Genomic DNA, 18,560 nt, shown 5'->3' with positions numbered 1-18,560 from the left:
TGCAGCAAAGCTGAGGTTAGACGTTAAACAAGAAGTTCATCACGTCGCCATCTTTAACGATGTAATCTTTCCCTTCTGCGCGCATTTTGCCAGCCTCTTTAGCGCCTTGCTCGCCTTTGTAGGCGATAAAGTCTTCATAGGCGATGGTTTGCGCACGGATAAAGCCTTTTTCGAAGTCGGTGTGGATTTTACCCGCGGCCTGAGGGGCGGTAGCACCTACAGGGATGGTCCACGCGCGTACTTCTTTTACGCCAGCGGTGAAGTAAGTTTGCAGGTTCAGCAGCTCATAGCCTGCGCGGATCACGCGGTTCAGGCCGGGCTCTTCCAGACCCAGTTCGGCCATAAACTCTTCACGGTCAGCGTCATCCAGCTCGGCGATGTCGGACTCTACTGCGGCACACACGGCAACCACAACGGAACCTTCACCTGCGGCAATTTCGCGAACTTTATCAAGGTACGGGTTGTTTTCGAAACCGTCTTCGTTAACGTTGGCGATATACATGGTTGGCTTCAGGGTCAGGAAGCTCAGGTATTTGATTGCGGCTTTATCTTCTTCGGTCAGGTTTTTCAGCGCACGCAGCATACCGGCGTTTTCCAGCTGCGGCAGGCATTTTTCCAGCGCGGCCAGCTCTGCCTTAGCGTCTTTGTCGCCGCCTTTGGCTTTCTTCTGCACGCGGTGAATTGCACGCTCGCAGGTATCAAGGTCAGAAAGCGCCAGCTCGGTGTTGATCACGTCGATGTCGTCAGCCGGATCCACTTTGTTGTTCACGTGAATAATATTGTCGTTTTCAAAGCAGCGAACAACGTGACCGATAGCTTCAGTTTCGCGGATGTTGGTCAGGAACTGGTTACCCAGACCTTCGCCTTTAGAGGCACCTTTTACCAGACCGGCGATGTCCACGAACTCCATGGTGGTAGGCAGAATACGCTGCGGTTTAACGATTTCAGCCAGCTTGTCCAGGCGCGGATCTGGCATAGGAACAACGCCAGTGTTCGGCTCGATGGTACAGAACGGGAAGTTAGCCGCTTCAATACCCGCTTTGGTCAGCGCGTTGAACAGAGTGGATTTACCAACGTTCGGCAAGCCGACGATACCGCATTTGAATCCCATGGTTTAAATCACCTTAATTGCTTGATAATCAATGAATTTTAATCTTTTCATTGAAAAAATGTAGATAACTTTGCCCATTATACACTTAAACCGCCTCCAACGGGCGCGGAAATCCTTCCCTGATGGGCGTAAGGAGGGATTATTGTGCTTTAAAGGCGTGCAGACGATTTGTCGCTTTGGTCAGGCCCTCTTTCAGCCAGACCTCCGTGCAGCGCGCCGCTTCGTCAACGGCATTGTCAATCAGCTGCTGTTCGCTAACCGGCGGTTTGCCCAGCACGAAGCCGACAACTTTGTTTTTATCGCCCGGATGACCAATTCCCACGCGTAATCGGTGAAAGTTAGGGTTATTGCCGAGCTTGCTGATAATGTCCTTCAAGCCGTTGTGTCCGCCGTGGCCGCCGCCCAGCTTGAATTTGGCAACGCCTGGAGGAAGATCCAGCTCGTCGTGCGCCACCAGAATTTCGTCCGGTGCGATGCGGAAAAAGGTTGCCATCGCCGCAACTGCTTTGCCGCTGAGGTTCATAAACGTGGTTGGAACCAGCAGTCGGACATCCTCGCCGCCGAGATTAATACGGGCGGTATAGCCAAAAAACTTCGCTTCTTCTTTCAGCGACTGGTTATGGCGCTCGGCCAGTAAATCCACATACCAGGCGCCGGCGTTATGGCGGGTCGCTGCGTATTCAGCGCCTGGGTTGGCCAGGCCGACAATCAGTTTAATGCTCACGTTTAAATTCCTGAAAACCGTTCACAGCCGCGTAGTTTACTGCGCCGCGGCGGCATTGACAAAGCGCAATCCCGGCGCGGACACATTCTTGAATAGTTGATTGGGGGAACCATTAGAATTTCAAGCAACTCAGACGCTTATTTGTAAACTTTTGTAGAGCTTTCGCTCGTAATTGTGATCGCCAGCGCACACGCGCTTTAGGGGCATTGTCTATACTTTAGTCACAAGGAAAGGGGATGTTCCCCACCGACCCGTAATTATGCGGAGGTGACTTATGAAACGCAGAAACGCTTCGTTACTCGGTAATGTCCTCATGGGATTGGGACTGGTTGTGATGGTGGGCGGCGTGGGCTATTCGATTTTGAACCAGCTTCCACAGCTGAACCTGCCGCAGTTTTTCGCCCACGGTGCCGTTTTGAGCATCTTTGTTGGGGCCGTACTTTGGCTTGCCGGGGCCCGTCTCGGTGGGCGCGAGCAGGTCTGCGACCGCTACTGGTGGGTTCGTCATTATGACAAGCGCTGCCGCCGGGATGAGCATCACCGCCACAGCTAATATTTAGCAAATTTTAGAAAACGGCTCCTTTTGAGGAGTCGTTTTTTTTGCTTACCGGGTTGACCCTCACGTAGCGTGAGGCTGCAAACTCCGCATCAGCAGAGACCAAAAGGAGCAGGACATGTTGTTTAAAGTAGGCGAACTGGCAAAGCGTGCCGGTATCACGGTACGAACGCTGCACCATTACGAAGCGATGGGCCTGCTGCTTCCTTCTGCCCGCACCGCCGCCGGCTACCGTCTGTATAACCGGCAGGATATCACCAGGCTGCACCATATTCAGGCGCTGAGCCGAATGGGGATGAGCCTGAAAGAGGTGCGCGACTGTCTTGAGCGTCAGGCTTTGTCGCTAAACGAGATCCTGGATTCACAGATCTCAATGCTGGACGGCCAGCTGGCAGAAATTGTCACGCTGCGCCAGCGTCTGGTTACGCTGCGTGAGACTTTACACAGCGGCGCTGAGCCCGATCTCGAGGAATGGCTTACTACGCTGGAGTTAATGACGATGTACGATCGCTATTTTTCAAAAGAGGAGTTACGGCGCCTGCCCTTTGCGCAGCCTGATAGCCACCGTGACGATCAATGGAAGCAGCTTGTCGGGGAGGTGGCAGCCCTTTCTCAGCAGGGCGTTCCCCCATCCGATGTGCGCGCTCAGCAGTTAGCCACGCAGTGGATGGGCATGCTGGAGCGTGATACGGCAGGGGAGCCTGATTTTCTGGTTCGTCTGAACGCGATGCACGAGGCTGAACCAGATATGGTCCGGCAGACAGGGATCTCCCCGGAGATGACCGACTACGTGACACGCGCATTTGGCCACAGCAAGCTGGATATTTACCGTCGCTATCTCAGCGAAGAGGAGTTTGCCTTTACCAGCAGCCACTATTTTGAGCGCATGCAGGAGTGGCCGCCGCTGGTGGCTGCGCTACGAAAGGCGAGCGCGCAGGGCGTGAAGCCAGACTCAGACGAGGCCCGGCAGCTTGCTCACCGCTGGCTTGAGCTGTTTCAGTCATTTGCCGGCACTTCGCTGCAGACTCAGCAAAAATTCCGCACCGCAATGGCTAAAGAGCCAGAGCTGGCAAAAGGGACATGGATGACGCCGGACGTGCTGGCCTGGCTGCAGCAGGCCATAGGCGCTATGTTCCAAGCCGCTGGACTAAGAAGTCAACCAGGCTCCTGACCCGCAAAGAGAGATGGCGGGCGTGAGGATAGAGTAGGATAAACGGCCGTGAGGTGCCGCCATGTTCCGGCAGCACCTCGACCAGCTTACCGTCGACCAAATCTTGCTCCACGATAAATCTGTAAGTCTGAATCAGACCCGCGCCCCCTCTGGCAAGCGTCACAATACCCATCACATCCTCGGCGCAGGTGAAGCTGCCGCCGGTGAAAATGTCTGCGTCTTTTCCGTTCACGCTAAACGTCCATGGCACTTTACGCCCGGTACTGGGCAATTCAAACTGGATGCACTCATGCTGAGCTAATTCGGCCAGCGTTTTCGGTATCCCCGCCCGCGTTAAATATTCCGGGGAAGCGACCATCACCAGCTCCGCATCTTCAAGCTTGCGGGCAATAAGCGTTGAATCCGCAGGCGAGCGGCCGCGGATTGCGATGTCATAACTTTCGTCGGCAAAATCGATATTACGGTTGCTGATGTGAACCTGAACGGACACGCGAGGGTAAAGCTGCCTGAATTCCGGCAGCAACGGCAGAACACGATGATGAGCGTAGGGGGTGGGAAGGCTGATTCTCAATACGCCAGCAGGCTCAATTTGTGCGCCTGTCACTTCTCGTTCAGCCTCCCTGAGCTGCTGCAGCGCCTGCTGACATTGGCGAAAGTAGCGCTCACCGCTCTCGGTCAGTCTGATCTGGCGGGTTGTGCGTACAAACAGGCGCACGCCGAGCCGTTCTTCTAGTCGGGCGATAGATCGGCTGACCGCCGCCGGCGTGATGCCCATAAAATTAGCCGCCGCGCTGAAGCTTAGCTGCTCGGCTGCCTGGCAAAACAGCTCCAGCGTACCTATCTGCATCTCTTCGAAGTGGCGCTTCATCGCTGACGGTTTCCTTTCTATTTATTACATGGGGTATCTTGTCATATTACGGAAGGCTAATTTATCGGTCATTGTGTCATAAGTATAGTGGGCTCCTCATTCATCCACAGGAGCACACCATGAACTCAACCCCAACCGTTATTGTTACCGGCGCCTCAAGCGGTATTGGCCTTGCCATCGCGCAGGCCTACCTGGCGCGCGGCTACAATGTTGTCGGCAACGCCCGTACTATGAAGCGGTTACAGACTGCGGCAGCGAGCCTGGGCAATCCCGAGAAATTCCTGCCGGTGGCAGGTGATATTTCGCTAAAGGCGACCGCGACTGAGCTCTTTAAGCAGGCTATTGCCGCTTTCGGGCGTGTTGATATTCTGATTAATAACGCAGGAATATTTATTCCTAAACCTGCGAGCGAATACAGCGAGCAGGATATTGATGCGCTGATTAATACCAATCTGAAAGGATTTCTTTTCCCGTCGCAGCTTGCTGCCTCTCATATGAGCAAAAACAAAGCGGGCCATATCGTGAACATCACGGCGAGCGTGGCCATCCAGCCGAACGTCAAGGTTCCGGCGTTGCTGCCGGTGATGGTCAAGGGGGGATTAAATCAGGCAACCCGAGCGCTGGCCCTTGAGCTGGCGGCCGATAATGTGCGGGTTAATGCCGTTGCGCCGGGCATTATCGAGACGCCGCTGCATGCTGATTACGCGGGTTCGGCAGGCTTTCTCAGCACGCTGTCGCCGAGCGGGCGTACCGGCAACGTGCAGGATGTGGTGAATGCCGTGTTGTACCTGACGGACTCAGCGTTTGTCAGTGGAACGGTGATGGCCGTCGACGGCGGCAGCACCGCTGGCGTCTGGTAACAGGAGAGCATTATGCCGTATGTGAATATTCGCGTGACTCGTGAAGGGGTCAGCGCAGAGCAGAAGCTTGCGCTGATTGAGGGCGTCACCGATCTGCTGGAGCAGGTGCTGAACAAAAAGCCTGCTGATACTTTTGTAGTCATCGACGAAGTCGAGACCGACAACTGGGGAGCGAATCGTGAGAGCGTGACCAGCAGGCGGCGGCGGGAAGCCGGGCAGTAGCGTTTAGTAAAGCTGGCCGCTATTCGGCGGCCAGCGCTGCCTGTACATCCGCGAAGAATGCAAGGCGGCCAGGAATCGGCTTAACGCCAGCTCTGGCGAGGGTGCGCAGCGGCTGGAACTCAAGATTCGTCACCCGCAGCTCACAGCCTTCCGGCATTTTCTCCACAAACCGCTGGAAGGCATCAAGCCCACCCGCGTCGAGTACCGGCACCGCATCCCACTGCAAAATAACCACACGATGGCCCGGTACCTGAAGGGCTAGCTGAGTGAAAAGCCCTTCGGCGGCGGCGAAGAACAACGGCCCGGTCACACGCAGAGCAAGGACATCCTCAGGCGCATTGACGTTATTAAGCGGAGCGAGGCGGGTCATTCGGGCAATGCGGCGCATAAACAGCAGCGACGCCAGCACAATGCCGACGCTGATGGCGATCACCATGTCAAACAGCACGGTCAGGGACATGCAGATCAGCATTACGATGATGTCGTCTTTCGGCGCGCGGCGCAGCAGGCTGACGACCTTGTGCGCCTCGCTCATGTTCCAGGCGACCATCAGCAGCAGGGCGGCCATCGCCGAGAGCGGAAGCCAGGAAAGCAATGGGGCCAGCGCAAGCAGGGCCAGGATCACCAGCAGCGAGTGAATAATGGCGGCAACCGGCGAGGTGGCACCTGCGCGTACGTTAGCGGCGGAGCGAGCGATAGCTGCGGTGGCGGTAATGCCGCCGAAGAAAGGCGCAATAATATTCCCCAGCCCCTGACCAACCAGTTCGCTGTTCGCGTTGTGCTTCGTCCCGGTCATCCCGTCGAGCACGACTGCGCACAGCAGTGACTCAATGGCGCCAAGCATGGCCATCGAGAAAGCTGCGGGAAGCAGGGCGCTCAGTGAGTCCCAGCTCAGCGTAAAGTCTGAACCTGGCATCGCCCACGGCAGCATAAGCTGAGGCAGCAGCTGTGGGATCCCGTTGCCCTGGCTTCCGTCAGCAAGAACGTAGTGGAAGCGAGAGCCAATGGTGGCCACTTCGCCGCCCAGAGAAGTGACGATAGCCATCACGGCGCAGCCCGCCAGCAGCGCAGGCAGATGGCCGGGCAGGCGAATGCCCAGACGAGGCCAGAAGATCAGTATTGCGAGGGTAACGATGCCAATGGCCGCGTCGCCCATATTCACCGTGGGCATCGCCATAGCCAGCGCGGCCACCTTACTCAGGTAGTGCTCCGGCACGTGCTCAAGCGTCAGGCCGAAGAAGTCCTTCACCTGCATCGTGGCGATGGTAATGCCTATCCCGGAGGTAAAGCCCAGCGTCACCGACAGCGGGATGTACTCGATAAGTCGGCCAAAACGCGCCAGCCCAAACAGGATCAGGAATATCCCGGACATCAGCGTGGCGACCAGCAACCCGGCAAGCCCGAACTGCTGCGCAACCGGATAGAGGATGACCACGAAGGCAGCGGTAGGGCCGGAAACGCTGAAGCGCGAACCGCCGCTTAGCGCAATCACGATCCCGGCGACGGCGGCCGTATACAGCCCATACTGCGGCGCAACGCCGCTGCCGATGGCCAGGGCCATGGCAAGAGGAATGGCAATAATACCGACGGTCACGCCGGCGATAGCATCGCGACTAAAGCGGGACAGGGTATATTTCTCGCGCCAGCAGGCGTCAATCAGGGCGCGGAAAGGCATGACTCGAGAAGAAGAGACGGTTTTCACTTGTTACTCCATCCATGAGCGCATCATCTGTCGTTCAGGCAGGTGAAGGAGGCATTCAACAAGGGTAGTATAAAAACGAAAAAACCCGCCGCAGCGGGTTTTAAAGGCAACGTCGATCAGTGCTCGAACATAGCAGAGATAGATTCTTCGTTGCTGATGCGGCGAATCGCTTCTGCCAGCATACCCGACAGAGTCAGGGTACGCACGTTTGGCAGGGCTTTGATTTCGTCAGACAGCGGGATGGTATCGCAAACAATTACTTCGTCGATCACCGAATTGCGCAGGTTGTGTACCGCGTTACCGGAGAAGATTGGGTGAGTTGCGTAAGCGAATACGCGCTTAGCGCCGCGTTCTTTCAGCGCTTCCGCTGCTTTGCACAGGGTACCGCCGGTATCGATCATATCGTCAACCAGGACGCAGTCACGGCCGGACACATCACCGATGATATGCATAACCTGGGAAACGTTAGCGCGTGGGCGACGCTTATCGATGATCGCCATATCGGTGTCGTTCAGCAGCTTGGCGATAGCACGGGCACGCACCACGCCGCCGATGTCCGGAGAGACCACGATAGGGTTTTCCAGACCGATTTGCAGCATATCTTCCAGCAGAATTGGGCTACCGAAGACGTTATCAACCGGGACGTCAAAGAAGCCCTGGATTTGTTCAGCGTGCAGGTCCACGGTGAGAACACGGTCAACCCCTACGCTTGAAAGGAAGTCAGCGACAACCTTCGCAGTGATTGGCACGCGGGCGGAGCGCACGCGGCGATCCTGACGAGCGTAACCAAAGTAAGGGATAACAGCGGTGATACGGCCTGCAGAAGCGCGGCGCAGGGCATCGACCATAACAACCAGTTCCATCAGGTTGTCGTTCGTTGGGGCACAGGTGGACTGGATGATGAAAATATCACCACCGCGTACATTTTCGTTGATTTGTACGCTTACTTCACCGTCGCTAAAACGACCGACGGCGGCGTCACCAAGGGAGGTGTACAGGCGGTTGGCAATACGTTGTGCTAGTTCCGGGGTGGCGTTACCAGCAAAAAGCTTCATATCAGGCACGAGAAGAACCTCAGGCATGCGTCCAGTGGCGGATGGTTGCTACCGCATATGTGCGGGCAGGGTAGCCCACCATCCAGGCGGTGTATTAAAGAGCACGATGCAACGTCTGAAACGAGGTGACGTTGTCACCAATGCCCAGCTTGCCCGGATATGGCCTGATGCAGCGGAGATCTATTAACGCCTCGCGCAACAAACCCATGCAGCCATTCCGGGGCTTGCTCAAGCACCTGCCGGGCGGCCTGCTCGGTGTTAAATTCAGCAAACACACAAGCGCCGGTGCCGGTCAGGCGCGACGGCGCGTATTCTAACAGCCAGGAAAGCGCGGCATCAACCTCGCGAAAACGTTTTCTTGCGATAACCTCACAATCGTTGCCAAATTCACATTTTAGCAACGTTGTAATTGACCTTACCGGGGTTTCACGCGGCAGCTCAGGATCGCCAAAAATGACCGGTGTCGGAATGCTGACGCCAGGATGGGCAACCAGGTACCATTTCTCTTCAGGTTCCACCGGCGTGAGAATTTCGCCAACGCCTTCGGCGAAGGCCGCATGGCCCCTGACAAACACCGGTACATCGGCGCCAAGACGAATGCCCAGCGCGGCGAGGTCATCCTCACTGCAGCCGGTTTTCCAGAGGTGGTTCAGCGCAACCAGCACGGTCGCCGCATTGGAGGAGCCGCCGCCTAAACCGCCGCCCATCGGCAGCGTTTTCTCTACCCCGAGATCCGCACCGGCGCCGGCGGGCAGGGTGCCTTTAGCTGCGGCATAATCGGCCAGCATTCGTGCAGCACGTACGATCAGGTTTTCTTCGTGCGGGACGCCATCAACAGGCGTAACCAGCTGAATAACACCATCATCACGAGGTTCTATCGTTATGGTGTCGCCGTAGTCGAGAAACTGAAACAGCGTCTGCAGGTTGTGATAGCCGTCCTCACGACGGCCTGTGATGTAAAGAAACAGATTCAGTTTTGCGGGAGAAGGCCAGCGGGAGATCATTATTTTACCGTCCAGCTGTCCATTTTCAGCTTGATGCGCTGGTCACCTTCGCGCAGCTCCATGTTGGATGGCAGAGAAGGCTGGGTCTTGCTGTCGTAGTCGCTATAGACCACTTTCCAGGTTTTTCCGCCCTGGGTGTAGTTCACTTCACGTAGGCGGTACTGGTCGTCCAGCTTATAATCGGTGGAATCGCCCGGCAGGCCAAGCATCCACTGGCGCAGGCTATTCAGCGGAATCGGCATACCGGTCAGCTTGCCAATCATCTCTTCTGCGTCTTTTGCGATATAGCGTTTGCCGTCGCGGTCGGTCAACTGGACCTGGTCCGGCTGCGCATTGAGTTCAAGCTCGGTGCTGCCCAGTGGGTTAGTCAGCAGCAGGCGGTAGCGATCCGGGGCTGTCTGCTGCCAGTTAAAGCGGGCATATACCTTTTGGCTATCGGAGAGATAAGCAAAAGCGCCACGCGTTTGATACTGGGTGATTTTTTGCACTTGTTGCTGGTGTTGTAACCACTGAGGCGAGTCAGGACTCTTGCCCGGGCCGGTGGGTTTATTCAGGGTACAGGCGGCCAGAACCAGGCTGGCAAGGGGCAGAAGGCGCATCAGGCGGGCTTTTGGCATCAACATAGCGGCGGCAAATCCTTGAGTTCATTTTGGTGGTCAACCGTTCATGCTAGCGGGCGTCTGCCAGGGCGTCTACGTTCAAGTTATCTTAATTGATAAATCTCCCTCCTACTCCGCAAGGGGAAGCTCTCTTTTATTGCCGGGGCGCATCCTGTATGATGCGACCAGAAATCCTTATCAACATCGGTATTACTCAGACCGCTCCATGACCCTGTTAGCGCTAGGAATTAACCACAAAACGGCTCCAGTATCGCTGCGAGAACGCGTCACGTTTTCGCCGGACACGCTCGACCAGGCGTTGGGCAGTTTGCTGGAACAGCCCATGGTTCAGGGCGGAGTCGTGCTGTCGACCTGCAACAGAACCGAGCTGTACCTGAGCGTTGAGCAACAGGAAAACCTGCACGAACGGCTGGTGCGCTGGCTGTGCGAGTACCACAACCTCAATGAAGAGGAAGTGCGTAAAAGCCTTTACTGGCACCACGATAACGACGCCGTGAGCCATCTTATGCGCGTCGCAAGCGGCCTGGATTCATTGGTTCTTGGTGAGCCGCAGATTCTGGGCCAGGTGAAAAAAGCCTTTGCTGACTCGCAAAAAGGCCATTCGCGTTCCAGCGAACTGGAGCGCATGTTCCAGAAGTCTTTCTCCGTCGCTAAGCGTGTCCGCACCGAAACCGACATCGGCGCAAGTGCCGTTTCCGTCGCCTTTGCTGCCTGTACGCTTGCGCGGCAAATCTTTGAATCTCTCTCTTCGGTTACCGTCCTGCTGGTCGGTGCCGGGGAGACCATCGAACTGGTTGCCCGCCATCTGCGCGAGCATAAAGTTGAGAAGATGATTATTGCCAACCGCACCCGCGAACGTGCTCAGGTGCTGGCCGACGAAGTCGGCGCCGAAGTGATTAGCCTGAGCGACATTGACCAACGTCTGGCAGATGCCGATATCATCATCAGTTCCACCGCCAGCCCGCTGCCGATTATCGGCAAAGGGATGATGGAGCGGGCGCTTAAAGCGCGTCGCAACCAGCCTATGCTGCTGGTGGATATCGCCGTCCCGCGCGATGTCGAACCTGAAGTGGGCAAACTTGCCAATGCCTATCTTTATAGCGTGGACGACCTGCAGGCCATTATTCAGAGCAACCTCGCCCAGCGTAAAGCGGCGGCGGTGGAGGCTGAAACTATTGTGGCTCAGGAGTGCAGCGAGTTTATGGCCTGGCTGCGCGCGCAAAGCGCCTCCGAGACCATTCGCGAATACCGTAGTCAGGCAGAGCAGGTCAGAGACGACCTCGCCGCCAAAGCGCTGGCTGCCCTACAACAGGGCGGCGACGCGGAATCCGTACTGCAGGATCTGGCATGGAAACTGACCAATCGCCTGATCCACGCCCCAACCAAATCGCTTACGCAGGCCGCCCGTGACGGGGACGATGAACGCCTGCAAATTCTCCGTAACAGCCTCGGGCTGGATTAGCACACACAACTCTTATTACAAGGTGAACCACCGCCCATGAAGCCTTCTATTGTTGCCAAACTGGAAGCCTTGCAGGAGCGCCATGAAGAAGTTCAGGCCCTGCTTGGCGACGCATCGACCATTGCCGATCAGGATCGCTTCCGCGCCCTGTCTCGCGAATATGCCCAGTTAAGCGATGTTTCGCGCTGTTTCCTGCAATGGCGCCAGGTACAGGAAGACATTGAAACCGCAGAAAGCATGCTTAGCGACCCTGAAATGCGCGAAATGGCGCAGGAAGAGCTGGCCGAAGCCAAAACCAGCAGCGAAGCGCTGGAGCAGCAGCTTCAGGTGCTTCTGCTGCCAAAAGATCCCGACGATGAGCGCAACGCGTTTGTCGAAGTCCGCGCCGGTACCGGCGGTGATGAAGCCGCGCTGTTTGCCGGCGATCTATTCCGCATGTACAGCCGCTATGCGGAAGCCCGCCGCTGGCGCGTTGAGATTATCAGCGCTAACGAAGGCGAACACGGCGGTTTTAAAGAGGTTATCGCTAAAATCAGCGGCGACGGCGTTTACGGACGACTGAAATTTGAGTCCGGCGGCCATCGCGTGCAGCGCGTTCCGGCCACGGAATCCCAGGGCCGTATTCATACTTCCGCCTGTACCGTGGCGGTGATGCCGGAGATCCCGGAAGCGGAACTGCCGGACATCAATCCGGCGGATTTGCGTATCGATACCTTCCGCTCCTCGGGCGCTGGCGGTCAGCACGTTAACACCACCGACTCCGCCATCCGTATTACCCACTTGCCGACCGGCATTGTGGTGGAGTGCCAGGACGAACGCTCACAGCATAAAAACAAAGCGAAAGCGCTTTCCGTGTTGGGCGCGCGTATTCGCGCTGCGGAAGTGGCAAAACGTCAGCAGGAAGAGGCGTCTACCCGCCGTAACCTTCTGGGCTCCGGCGACCGCTCCGACCGCAACCGTACCTACAACTTCCCGCAGGGACGTGTGACCGACCACCGCATCAACCTGACGCTTTACCGTCTGGATGAAGTGATGGAAGGTAAGATCGATGCCCTGATCGAGCCGATTGTCCAGGAGTTCCAGGCCGATCAGCTCGCGGCGCTGTCCGAGCAGGATTAATGGAGTTTCAGCTATGGCTTCGCCAGGCCGTACAGCGCCTGGCGCAGAGCGAAAGCCCAAAGCGGGATGCGGAAATCCTGCTTGGGTTTGTTACCGGCAAAGCCCGCACCTTCATTCTCGCATTCGGCGAAACCACGCTGACGCCTGCCCAGCAAGCTGACCTTGAGGCTCTGCTGGCGCGGCGCGTGCGAGGAGAACCGGTTGCGCATCTTGTTGGCGAGCGTGAGTTCTGGTCCCTGCCGCTGCGCGTCTCTCCGGCTACGCTTATTCCGCGTCCCGACACCGAATGTCTGGTTGAACACGCTCTAACAAAGCTGCCGAATACGCCCTGTGCAATTTTGGATCTCGGCACTGGAACCGGTGCGATTGCCCTTGCGCTGGCAAGCGAGCGCCCTGACTGCCATGTGACGGCGCTGGATGTGGTGCCGGAGGCCGTGGCGCTGGCGCGAAGTAACGCTGAAAATCTCGGCATAACCAACGTCGATGTGATGCACAGCCACTGGTTTGATACCCTTGATGACCAGCGCTTTACCCTGATTGTCAGCAACCCGCCCTATATCGATGAAAACGATCCGCACCTCCGCGAAGGGGATGTCCGTTTCGAGCCGAAAAGCGCGCTGGTGGCGGAGAATCATGGCCTGGCCGATTTACAAACCCTGGTCAGGGATTCGCGTCGCTTTCTCGAACCCGGCGGCTGGCTTGTGCTCGAGCACGGCTGGACCCAGGGCGAAAGCGTTCAGCGGCTGCTGCGGGAAGCAGGCTTTACCGATGTTGAAACCAGCAAAGATTATGGCGGCAACGATCGCCTGACGTCAGGACGCTATCTTTGAATCAGTAAGGAACAGACATTTTGGCGACTTATTTCACACTCAAATATCTGCATATTATTACCGTCGTACTCTCAATCAGCCTGTTTGTTTTACGCTACTGGTGGCAATATCGCGGCTCGGCGATGTCCGCTAAGCGTTGGGTGCGCATCGTGCCGCATGCCAACGACACGCTGCTGTTAGTCAGCGGGGTTGCGCTGGTGATGATTACGCATTTCTATCCTTTTACCCCACAGGGAACGTGGCTGACTGAAAAGCTGTTTGGCGTTATTATCTATATCGCTTTAGGTTTTATCGCGCTGGGTAAACGCCCGCGCAGCCAGCAGGTCCGTTGGTTTGCTTTTCTGCTGGGGTTGGTGGTGCTCTACATCATCATAAAACTCGCCACCACTAAAATACCGCTATTGGGGTTAGTATGAAGTCGTTAGCCGATTTCGAATTTAATCAGGCACCGCTGTGCGAAGGCATGATTTTAATTTCGCAGCTGATCAGGAATGATTTCCCGGTTGCAGAAGTCGAAGCGCAGCTCAGGGAGCTGGTCAGCCTGGCAAAAGAAGAAATTTGCCAGGCATCCCATCCCGATCTGCAGCTGGAAAAACTGCTGGAGCTCTTTTACGGAGAGTGGGGTTTTACGGATTCCAGCGGCGTTTACCGCCTGTCCGATGCCCTGTGGCTCGACAATGTTTTAAAAAGCCGTCAGGGGAGCGCCGTCTCTCTTGGGGCGATACTGCTGTGGGTCGCCGGGCAGCTCGATATTCCGCTGATGCCGGTTATCTTCCCGACGCAGCTTATCCTCCGCGCCGACTGGATGGATGGAGAAATGTGGCTCATCAATCCGTTTAACGGCGATACGCTGGACGAGCACACGCTGGAAGTGTGGATCAAGGGCAATATCAACCCTACGGCAGAGCTGTTCGAGGAAGATCTTGATGAGTCAGACAACGCGGAAGTGATCCGTAAGCTGCTTGATACGCTCAAGTCTGCATTGATGGAAGAGCGGCAGATGGAGATGGCGCTGCGCGCCAGCGAAGTGCTGCTGCAGTTTAATCCTGAAGATCCCTATGAGATCCGCGACCGCGGCCTGATATATGCGCAGCTGGACTGCGAGCACGTAGCGCTCAACGACTTGAGCTACTTTGTTGAGCAGTGCCCGGAAGATCCGATTAGCGAAATGATTAAGGCGCAAATCAACTCGATTGCGCACAAGCAGATTACCCTGCATTAAGTTCACACCTGATAAGGCGAACATATGAAACAAAAAGTGGTTAGCATTGGTGATATCAACGTCGCAAACGACCTGCCGTTTGTGCTGTTTGGCGGCATGAACGTGCTGGAGTCCCGTGACCTGGCGATGCGCATTTGTGAGCATTACGTCACCGTGACCCAAAAACTGGGTATCCCGTACGTGTTCAAAGCCTCTTTCGATAAAGCCAACCGGTCATCAATTCACTCTTACCGTGGCCCAGGCCTGGAGGAGGGAATGAAGATTTTCCAGGAGCTGAAGCAGACCTTCGGCGTGAAAATCATCACCGACGTCCACGAAGCTAGCCAGGCGCAGCCGGTTGCCGATGTGGTTGACGTTATTCAGCTGCCAGCATTCCTTGCTCGCCAGACCGACCTGGTTGAAGCGATGGCGAAAACCGGCGCGGTCATCAACGTGAAGAAACCTCAGTTCGTCAGCCCGGGGCAGATGGGCAACATCGTTGATAAGTTCGCTGAAGGCGGCAACGATAAAGTTATTCTTTGCGATCGCGGTACGCAGTTCGGCTACGACAACCTGGTTGTCGACATGCTGGGCTTCAGCGTCATGAAGCAGGTTTCTGACGGTGCACCGGTGATTTTCGACGTCACCCATGCTCTGCAATGCCGTGACCCGTTTGGCGCAGCGTCAAGCGGCCGCCGTGCTCAGGTGACCGAACTGGCCCGCGCCGGTATGGCAACGGGCCTGGCCGGCCTGTTTATTGAAGCGCATCCGGACCCGGACAACGCGCGCTGCGACGGTCCTTCCGCGCTGCCGCTGGCGAAGCTCGAAGCCTTCCTGACCCAGATTAAAGCGATTGACGATCTGGTGAAGAACTTCGCGCCGCTGGATACCAGCCACTAATTGCTGCAAAAAAACAAAACCCGCCGCGGCGGGTTTTTTTATATTTGTTCCTTTCTCCCTGAACCGGGAGAGGGAGCAAACTCTAAAGACTGCCCTTACAGGCAGTCTTGCTGTTTATTCAGGCAAAGATTGTCATCAGGTAGGCGGCAAACAGCGCAAGGTGCGCGGTGCCATTGAGCACGTTGGTGCGGCCGGTCGAGAATGAAATCTGGCATAGCACCAGCGCCGCCAGCATGACCACCATCTGCGGCATACCCAGCGCAAAGATCAGGTCGTTGCCGGTAAACCAGGCAATCAGCGTGACCGCAGGAACGGTCAGGGAGATGGTGGCCAGTACCGAGCCGAAGAAGAGATTCATCGCGCGCTGTACCTGATTGCTGAGCACCGCTTTTAACGCTCCCAGGCCTTCCGGAGACAGAATCAGCAGGGCGACCAGGAAGCCGGTGAACTGCGCCGGGGCGTCCATAGCGCTCAGCAGATGCTCAAGCGGATTGGCGTTCATTTTGGTGACCGCGATAACCGCAATCAGATGTACGATAAGCCAGATGGTATGCCAGGCGGAGCTATGTGCCGAAGGTTTGCCGTGGTGTGGATCGTCTCCGTCGCCCTCATCTTCATGCTCATAGACAAACAGGCTCTGGTGCGTCTTTGTCTGAATAAGCAGGAATACGCCATACATTGCGGCGGAAATCAGCGCGACCAGCAGAGACTGGCCCAGCGAGAAGTTACCGCCCGGCAGCGCCATCGGGAAGACCAGCACAATCACCGCCAGCGGGAAGAGGGCGATCAGATACTGCTTGATGCCAAACAGATTCATATACTGCGTAGCAAATTTACGGCCGCCCATCAGCAGGGAGAAGCCCACGAGGCCGCCGGTAACAATCATGATGATGGAATAGAGCGTGTCGCGCATCAGGGTTGGCGCAGCATCGCCGGTAGCCATTAGCGCGGAAATCAGGCTGACCTCAAGAATAACGACCGACAGGCTCAGGATCAGTGAGCCGTAAGGTTCGCCCAGCCGGTGTGCAAGCACGTCCGCGTGGCGGACCACGCTAAACGCGCTGCTGAGAATAGCTACCAGAGCTAAAAGATTGATGCCCACTACCGCCGGCAGGGACTGGCTCGACCCCCATATTGCCAGTACCGCCAGCGCGAGTACCGGGAAAATGAGAGAACTCTCCTTGTGGCGGGTTTTTACCGCCTCATGTTGTGTTTTTGTCATTTAACTTCTCCATCTCTGCAGGCGATAACCTGTTTTGATCATTATAGTCAGGTTTTTGGACCGGTATAACTTAGCAAAAAATCGTTGCTTTTGGCTAAACTTTACTTATTTTTACGGCATTTATATTAAAAAAAGTTTAGTTCATCATAATGATGAGTATTCTTTTTTTATTTCATATAAAACATAGCAATACAATATATGAATATTCAAATAACTCAACTCGGGTGGCCGTGATATGGATTCTGCTACACACTTAAAGCAGACCCCTAACGGAGAGACCAGTATGCCTTATAAAAACCGGACAGACCTTCCTGAAAGCGTGCAAAACGTTCTACCTGCTCATGCCCAGGATATCTATAAAGAGGCCTTTAACAGCGCGTGGGAGGAGTACAAAGCTAAAGCCGAACGTCGGGGTGATGCCAGCCGGGAAGAGACCGCGCATAAAGTCGCCTGGGCGGCGGTTAAGCATCAGTATGAGAAAGGGGAGGATGAGCGCTGGCATAAGAAATAAACCCTATATTGTGCGTGCCTTATTTCCACGGTTCCGCGTAACACACGCCAGTCTGACAATAAAAAATGACAATTTAACTGTTTTGTGATCATCATCAAGCTTGCCAGCGCGCGGTGAATTGCTTATGGTCTTCATATGTTGCTCTATTAGTAAGCAAAAGTTGTCAATAAAAGCCGGGAAGGCGCAGCTTGTATTGTTGCACGGAAGCAAGCAGTGGCGGAGGTATATGGTGTTAACGCGTGATTTCTTAATGAAAGCGGATTGTAAGACGGCTTTTGGTGCCATTGAGGAATCGTTATTGTGGACCCCTGAGCAGCGCTCGGCTTCTCTGGCCGCGACGCTTGCCTGTCGTCCGGACCAAAGTCCGGTGTGGCTCTTTGGTTACGGTTCACTGATGTGGAACCCGGCTTTTGAATTTGAAGAGTCAGCCCCCGGCATGCTGGTGGGCTGGCATCGTGCCTTTTGCCTTAAGCTGACCGCGGGGCGCGGCACGGCCTGTCGTCCCGGACGGATGCTGGCCCTGAAAGAGGGCGGCAGAACAACGGGTCTTGCTTACCGGCTGCCGGAGGCAGGCCTTGAAGATGAGCTGACGCTTGTCTGGAAGCGAGAGATGATCACCGGGTGTTATCTGCCAACCTGGTGCAAACTTGCCCTGGATGATGGCCGCACGGTCAACGCGCTGGTGTTTATTATGGATCCTCGTCATCCGCTCTACGAGGCGGATACCCGGGCCGAAACCATAGCGCCGTTAATTGCTGCCGCAAGCGGCCCGCTGGGCACCAATGCCCAGTATCTTTTCTCTCTTGAACAAGAGATGAAAAAGCACGGCATGCAGGATGACCGTATGTCTGAGCTGGCAAACCAGGTACGGGCGTGGTTAAGTGGGCCCGACGAGGGCGGTGGGCTGCAGCCCGAATTCGCATAACCAAAAGGCCGCTGCCGCGCTTGCTCAGAAGGTCAGGACTTTATCCGCCTGCAGCGTCCATTCGGCAAGCTCCACCAGCGTGCCGATGGCGACGCCCTCGATGAGCGGGAGGTCGGTGATGCCGCGCCCGTCGGTACAGGTTTTGCAGAGCTTGACCGGCACGTTCTGCGCGGTGAGGATCTCCAGCATCTGTTGAATGTTGTAGCCTTCCGCTGGCTTTTGCCCGCGAAGACCGGCGGTTACGGCGTCGGACATCAGAAACAGCTTCACTTCAGGCTGCGGCTCTCTGTCCAGTAGGGCGATGGCAAGGCGCAAACTGTTAAACAGCGATTCGCTGCCGTAGGCTGCACCGTTGGCGATAATAACGATCTTCTGCACGTGCTTCTCCTTGATAATGTCGATTGGCAGGAGGGTTAGTGTATCTCCCGTCCATGGCTGTAGATATGATTAATTGCCAATTAGCGGATTAGTCCTGAAACTGCCCGCATTCGGCCGCC

The 18,560-nt window shown here is 56.0% G+C and carries 21 protein-coding genes; 12 read left to right on the top strand and 9 right to left on the bottom strand.

Features of this window, described 5'->3' with window-relative positions:
• Positions 1-16: 16 nt before the first annotated feature.
• Both ychF and pth read right to left on the bottom strand, forming a co-directional pair.
• On the bottom strand, positions 17-1,111 hold the full coding sequence (ychF, locus tag EL098_RS09840) for a redox-regulated ATPase YchF (protein WP_126356055.1): 1,095 nt from the start codon (positions 1,109-1,111) through the stop codon (positions 17-19).
• A 139-nt stretch (positions 1,112-1,250) separates the two neighbouring features.
• Entirely contained in the window at positions 1,251-1,835 is a 585-nt protein-coding gene (gene pth, locus EL098_RS09835) for an aminoacyl-tRNA hydrolase (RefSeq protein WP_126356054.1), read from the bottom strand.
• Between the two features lie 274 nt (positions 1,836-2,109).
• Here pth and ychH point away from each other — a divergent pair, with 274 nt between their 5' ends.
• Both ychH and EL098_RS09825 read left to right on the top strand, forming a co-directional pair.
• On the top strand, positions 2,110-2,388 hold the full coding sequence (gene ychH / locus EL098_RS09830) for a stress-induced protein YchH (protein WP_126356053.1): 279 nt from the start codon (positions 2,110-2,112) through the stop codon (positions 2,386-2,388).
• Between the two features lie 121 nt (positions 2,389-2,509).
• Positions 2,510-3,562 (top strand): MerR family transcriptional regulator, encoded by a 1,053-nt coding sequence (locus EL098_RS09825; RefSeq protein ID WP_126356052.1) that lies wholly within the window; start codon positions 2,510-2,512, stop codon positions 3,560-3,562.
• Here EL098_RS09825 and EL098_RS09820 read toward each other — a convergent pair.
• Entirely contained in the window at positions 3,519-4,430 is a 912-nt protein-coding gene (locus EL098_RS09820; protein ID WP_126356051.1) for a LysR family transcriptional regulator, read from the bottom strand. The genes EL098_RS09825 and EL098_RS09820 overlap by 44 nt on opposite strands.
• A gap of 119 nt (positions 4,431-4,549) precedes the next feature.
• Between EL098_RS09820 and EL098_RS09815 the strand changes: the two genes are divergently transcribed.
• Positions 4,550-5,290, top strand: coding sequence for an SDR family NAD(P)-dependent oxidoreductase (locus tag EL098_RS09815; RefSeq protein ID WP_126356050.1), 741 nt, complete (start codon positions 4,550-4,552; stop codon positions 5,288-5,290).
• A gap of 12 nt (positions 5,291-5,302) precedes the next feature.
• Positions 5,303-5,512 (top strand): tautomerase family protein, encoded by a 210-nt coding sequence (locus EL098_RS09810; RefSeq protein ID WP_126356049.1) that lies wholly within the window; start codon positions 5,303-5,305, stop codon positions 5,510-5,512.
• Between the two features lie 19 nt (positions 5,513-5,531).
• On the opposite strand, the gene dauA is transcribed toward EL098_RS09810, so the two are convergent.
• From dauA to lolB, 4 genes are all read right to left on the bottom strand, one after another.
• Positions 5,532-7,187, bottom strand: a complete 1,656-nt coding sequence (gene dauA / locus EL098_RS09805) for a C4-dicarboxylic acid transporter DauA (protein WP_408609123.1) — start codon at positions 7,185-7,187, stop codon at positions 5,532-5,534.
• Between the two features lie 143 nt (positions 7,188-7,330).
• Positions 7,331-8,278, bottom strand: a complete 948-nt coding sequence (gene prs / locus EL098_RS09800) for a ribose-phosphate diphosphokinase (RefSeq protein ID WP_008454180.1) — start codon at positions 8,276-8,278, stop codon at positions 7,331-7,333.
• Between the two features lie 125 nt (positions 8,279-8,403).
• Positions 8,404-9,273, bottom strand: a complete 870-nt coding sequence (ispE, locus tag EL098_RS09795; protein ID WP_126356047.1) for a 4-(cytidine 5'-diphospho)-2-C-methyl-D-erythritol kinase — start codon at positions 9,271-9,273, stop codon at positions 8,404-8,406.
• Positions 9,273-9,896 carry a lipoprotein insertase outer membrane protein LolB gene (gene lolB / locus EL098_RS09790; protein ID WP_126356046.1) on the bottom strand — a complete coding sequence of 208 codons (624 nt, stop codon included), beginning with the start codon at positions 9,894-9,896 and terminating at the stop codon, positions 9,273-9,275. The genes ispE and lolB overlap by 1 nt, the downstream gene beginning before the upstream one ends.
• Positions 9,897-10,098: 202 nt before the next feature.
• On the opposite strand from lolB, the gene hemA reads away from it, so the two are divergent.
• From hemA to kdsA, 6 genes are read left to right on the top strand one after another with little or no spacing between them, the layout of a single operon-like run.
• On the top strand, positions 10,099-11,355 hold the full coding sequence (gene hemA / locus EL098_RS09785; RefSeq protein WP_126356045.1) for a glutamyl-tRNA reductase: 1,257 nt from the start codon (positions 10,099-10,101) through the stop codon (positions 11,353-11,355).
• 36 nt (positions 11,356-11,391) lie between these two features.
• On the top strand, positions 11,392-12,474 hold the full coding sequence (gene prfA, locus EL098_RS09780) for a peptide chain release factor 1 (RefSeq protein WP_126356044.1): 1,083 nt from the start codon (positions 11,392-11,394) through the stop codon (positions 12,472-12,474).
• A complete protein-coding gene (gene prmC, locus EL098_RS09775; RefSeq protein ID WP_126356043.1) occupies positions 12,474-13,304 on the top strand; it encodes a peptide chain release factor N(5)-glutamine methyltransferase in 831 nt (276 codons plus the stop codon). The genes prfA and prmC overlap by 1 nt, the downstream gene beginning before the upstream one ends.
• Before the next feature lie 20 nt (positions 13,305-13,324).
• Positions 13,325-13,720, top strand: coding sequence for an invasion regulator SirB2 (sirB2, locus tag EL098_RS09770; protein ID WP_126356042.1), 396 nt, complete (start codon positions 13,325-13,327; stop codon positions 13,718-13,720).
• Positions 13,717-14,526 (top strand): invasion regulator SirB1, encoded by an 810-nt coding sequence (gene sirB1, locus EL098_RS09765; RefSeq protein ID WP_126356041.1) that lies wholly within the window; start codon positions 13,717-13,719, stop codon positions 14,524-14,526. The genes sirB2 and sirB1 overlap by 4 nt, the downstream gene beginning before the upstream one ends.
• Before the next feature lie 24 nt (positions 14,527-14,550).
• Positions 14,551-15,405, top strand: coding sequence for a 3-deoxy-8-phosphooctulonate synthase (kdsA, locus tag EL098_RS09760; RefSeq protein ID WP_126356040.1), 855 nt, complete (start codon positions 14,551-14,553; stop codon positions 15,403-15,405).
• A gap of 118 nt (positions 15,406-15,523) precedes the next feature.
• Here kdsA and chaA read toward each other — a convergent pair whose 3' ends face one another.
• A complete protein-coding gene (chaA, locus tag EL098_RS09755) occupies positions 15,524-16,627 on the bottom strand; it encodes a sodium-potassium/proton antiporter ChaA (protein ID WP_126356039.1) in 1,104 nt (367 codons plus the stop codon).
• A 283-nt stretch (positions 16,628-16,910) separates the two neighbouring features.
• Between chaA and chaB the strand changes: the two genes are divergently transcribed.
• Positions 16,911-17,138: a putative cation transport regulator ChaB gene (gene chaB / locus EL098_RS09750; RefSeq protein ID WP_126356038.1), complete on the top strand. Its 228-nt coding sequence runs from the start codon at positions 16,911-16,913 to the stop codon at positions 17,136-17,138.
• 229 nt (positions 17,139-17,367) lie between these two features.
• Positions 17,368-18,063: a gamma-glutamylcyclotransferase gene (locus EL098_RS09745; protein WP_126358404.1), complete on the top strand. Its 696-nt coding sequence runs from the start codon at positions 17,368-17,370 to the stop codon at positions 18,061-18,063.
• A gap of 24 nt (positions 18,064-18,087) precedes the next feature.
• Here EL098_RS09745 and EL098_RS09740 read toward each other — a convergent pair whose 3' ends face one another.
• The gene (locus EL098_RS09740; protein WP_126356037.1) at positions 18,088-18,441 is read right to left on the bottom strand and encodes a DsrE/DsrF/TusD sulfur relay family protein; all 354 of its coding nucleotides are present in this window, start codon (positions 18,439-18,441) and stop codon (positions 18,088-18,090) included.
• Positions 18,442-18,560: the final 119 nt, after the last annotated feature.

The sequence above is a fragment of the Cedecea lapagei genome, assembly GCF_900635955.1.
GTDB lineage: Bacteria > Pseudomonadota > Gammaproteobacteria > Enterobacterales > Enterobacteriaceae > Cedecea > Cedecea lapagei.
The sequence above is the reverse complement of the archived record's forward strand: the minus strand, read 5'-3'. Positions and strand labels throughout refer to the sequence as shown.

What these genes read in the sequence shown, in the direction of transcription:
- ychF (WP_126356055.1), bottom strand. Translation starts at nt 1,111, where the DNA reads ATGGGATTCAAATGCGGTATCGTCGGCTTGCCGAACGTTGGTAAATCC.
- ychH (WP_126356053.1), top strand. Translation starts at nt 2,110, where the DNA reads ATGAAACGCAGAAACGCTTCGTTACTCGGTAATGTCCTCATGGGATTG.
- EL098_RS09825 (WP_126356052.1), top strand. Translation starts at nt 2,510, where the DNA reads ATGTTGTTTAAAGTAGGCGAACTGGCAAAGCGTGCCGGTATCACGGTA.
- EL098_RS09820 (WP_126356051.1), bottom strand. Translation starts at nt 4,430, where the DNA reads ATGAAGCGCCACTTCGAAGAGATGCAGATAGGTACGCTGGAGCTGTTT.
- EL098_RS09815 (WP_126356050.1), top strand. Translation starts at nt 4,550, where the DNA reads ATGAACTCAACCCCAACCGTTATTGTTACCGGCGCCTCAAGCGGTATT.
- EL098_RS09810 (WP_126356049.1), top strand. Translation starts at nt 5,303, where the DNA reads ATGCCGTATGTGAATATTCGCGTGACTCGTGAAGGGGTCAGCGCAGAG.
- dauA (WP_408609123.1), bottom strand. Translation starts at nt 7,187, where the DNA reads ATGCCTTTCCGCGCCCTGATTGACGCCTGCTGGCGCGAGAAATATACC.
- ispE (WP_126356047.1), bottom strand. Translation starts at nt 9,273, where the DNA reads ATGATCTCCCGCTGGCCTTCTCCCGCAAAACTGAATCTGTTTCTTTAC.
- lolB (WP_126356046.1), bottom strand. Translation starts at nt 9,896, where the DNA reads ATGTTGATGCCAAAAGCCCGCCTGATGCGCCTTCTGCCCCTTGCCAGC.
- hemA (WP_126356045.1), top strand. Translation starts at nt 10,099, where the DNA reads ATGACCCTGTTAGCGCTAGGAATTAACCACAAAACGGCTCCAGTATCG.
- prfA (WP_126356044.1), top strand. Translation starts at nt 11,392, where the DNA reads ATGAAGCCTTCTATTGTTGCCAAACTGGAAGCCTTGCAGGAGCGCCAT.
- prmC (WP_126356043.1), top strand. Translation starts at nt 12,474, where the DNA reads ATGGAGTTTCAGCTATGGCTTCGCCAGGCCGTACAGCGCCTGGCGCAG.
- sirB1 (WP_126356041.1), top strand. Translation starts at nt 13,717, where the DNA reads ATGAAGTCGTTAGCCGATTTCGAATTTAATCAGGCACCGCTGTGCGAA.
- kdsA (WP_126356040.1), top strand. Translation starts at nt 14,551, where the DNA reads ATGAAACAAAAAGTGGTTAGCATTGGTGATATCAACGTCGCAAACGAC.
- chaA (WP_126356039.1), bottom strand. Translation starts at nt 16,627, where the DNA reads ATGACAAAAACACAACATGAGGCGGTAAAAACCCGCCACAAGGAGAGT.
- chaB (WP_126356038.1), top strand. Translation starts at nt 16,911, where the DNA reads ATGCCTTATAAAAACCGGACAGACCTTCCTGAAAGCGTGCAAAACGTT.